The 1,814-nt window shown below is 35.2% G+C and carries 2 protein-coding genes; both read right to left on the bottom strand.

The window, feature by feature from the left end:
- Positions 1-106: 106 nt before the first annotated feature.
- Positions 107-724, bottom strand: a complete 618-nt coding sequence (locus tag H4J69_RS19520) for a hypothetical protein (RefSeq protein ID WP_182245188.1) — start codon at positions 722-724, stop codon at positions 107-109.
- Between the two features lie 483 nt (positions 725-1,207).
- Positions 1,208-1,594, bottom strand: a complete 387-nt coding sequence (locus tag H4J69_RS19515) for a hypothetical protein (RefSeq protein ID WP_182214394.1) — start codon at positions 1,592-1,594, stop codon at positions 1,208-1,210.
- Positions 1,595-1,814 lie beyond the last annotated feature (220 nt).

The following is a 1,814-nucleotide window of genomic DNA, read 5'->3' as shown; positions in this document are numbered from 1 at the left end:
ACGAAGATGCCCTACAACGAATCAAAATATTTAGAAGCATTAAACCGAAGAGGATCGCCACTGTTAAAATTTGCAATAAATAGCTAAATTTTACTAGTTGTCCACCTCAGGGCGTGTTGTTAGCTTTACACTGCTCCCAACGAAAGACAACAATAAATATTATTAAAAAACAGCTACAAGTCCAACCAAAGGAGTACATAACTTCCTTTATTTGAAGAGTCGTATTTTTTATTAACTCTTTAGCTGTTGATCCTGTAATAAATCGCTCACTAAATAATATTTTATCTTCATCTGTAGGTTTATAGACAACGAAATCCCCTAATTGGTCTTTGTACATAATAGGCTGCCCAAACTCTTTATATATAACTTGTGCTATTACTTTCCTAACTTCTGGATTCTCATTGTTAATGGCTTCTAAAGAAGTGTTTTCCGCTATCAATTCAGTTTTTTGATTTACCGTTAAGAAAGTATTTGTGGTATTTAACAGGTTCAGCCCAATGCTATTAAGGAATACGTTGAGCAAAAAGATAAATAAAAAACCTGAGGCAAATTTATGGTCATTTTTGACTAAAATACTTCTAGCGAATCCGTATGGCAATATGAGACTTAAAAGGCCGAAAGATGTCCATTGGATATACCAAACACCAAAAATTTCTGGGAAATATTGTTTTCCAAAATAAGGAATTAACCAGAGTAAAATACAAAAACTTGATAACGACTTCATACTATCCTTGTAAAGCTAACGCCCATATTAAGCGGCAAATAATAGTTGGTTAAAATAGTGAGGAACGAACGACAGCCAACTGTTATTTGTCCGTTTGAATTGCTTGTTAGGTGAAGTATTTCTGTAAATACAAAACCTTAAAGCAAACACTAAAAGTTAATATTACATTCGCCACTTTATAAACACAACTGCTAGATTTTGAGCCACAACACCAAACAATAAAAAGCCAATTCGCAAGGACATTTTGTTTTTAGGTAATGCCCGCAGACTATATTGGCGCAAATGACGTAGAGCTTGGCGAAACCCACCTAAAACATATTAAGAAAACATAAACGCCCTACTTAAATTGGCAAATGCTTTAAACAATTAAAACGAAGTGGCGATTACACCTAACGCCGTTTTAAGCGGCAAATTGCAGTTGGCTAAAATAAGTGAGGCACGAACAAAAAGCCAACTGTAATTTGTCCTACTTGAAAACCCTTGTTAGGCATTTAGTTTACCGGAGAAGTAACAAAACACTCCCGCAGTAAAAGCCCCTGAGATACTAAAAGCAGTTCCCTGCAATAATAAAGTTGGTAATGCATCATCACCTAGTGGCTTAAATAAAAACACAATAATAAAGCCAGGTAAAGCCCCACCTAACAAGTAATATGACATTTTTGATTTATTTAAATGAAGGAGTGTAAAGTGAAGCGGGAACCCTAAAATTAAAAGCGCAATAGCAGCAATTATTGTTGCCACGGAAGATATTAATAAAGCTCCACTCCAACCTGCCGGTGAATGTGCGATTTCAGTTTGATAACCTAGAACAAATGAAACCACAAATACTACAGCTAAAGTAAATATCAATGATGGTAATAATTTCAGCATGATGCCTCAGATTGATATGAATGCCTAACGCCTTACTAAGCGGCGCGAAATAGTTGGCTAAAATTGCGAGGAACGAAGCTAGCCAACTGTTTAGCGTCCGTTTAAGTAACTTGTTATATGCCTTGAACACCAGTATTTTTGAACAGTCTGATTAAATTAGCCAAAGAGAATATGGCCATTACAAACGAAACTACTGATAAGATATACAAAATATAATTAA

The sequence above is a fragment of the Colwellia sp. BRX10-9 genome (assembly GCF_014077405.1).
GTDB lineage: Bacteria > Pseudomonadota > Gammaproteobacteria > Enterobacterales > Alteromonadaceae > Colwellia_A.
The sequence above is the reverse complement of the archived record's forward strand: the minus strand, read 5'-3'. Positions and strand labels throughout refer to the sequence as shown.

Excerpts from the sequence above, each read along its gene's own strand:
- H4J69_RS19520 (WP_182245188.1), bottom strand. The coding sequence starts at position 724 with ATGAAGTCGTTATCAAGTTTTTGTATTTTACTCTGGTTAATTCCTTAT.
- H4J69_RS19515 (WP_182214394.1), bottom strand. The coding sequence starts at position 1,594 with ATGCTGAAATTATTACCATCATTGATATTTACTTTAGCTGTAGTATTT.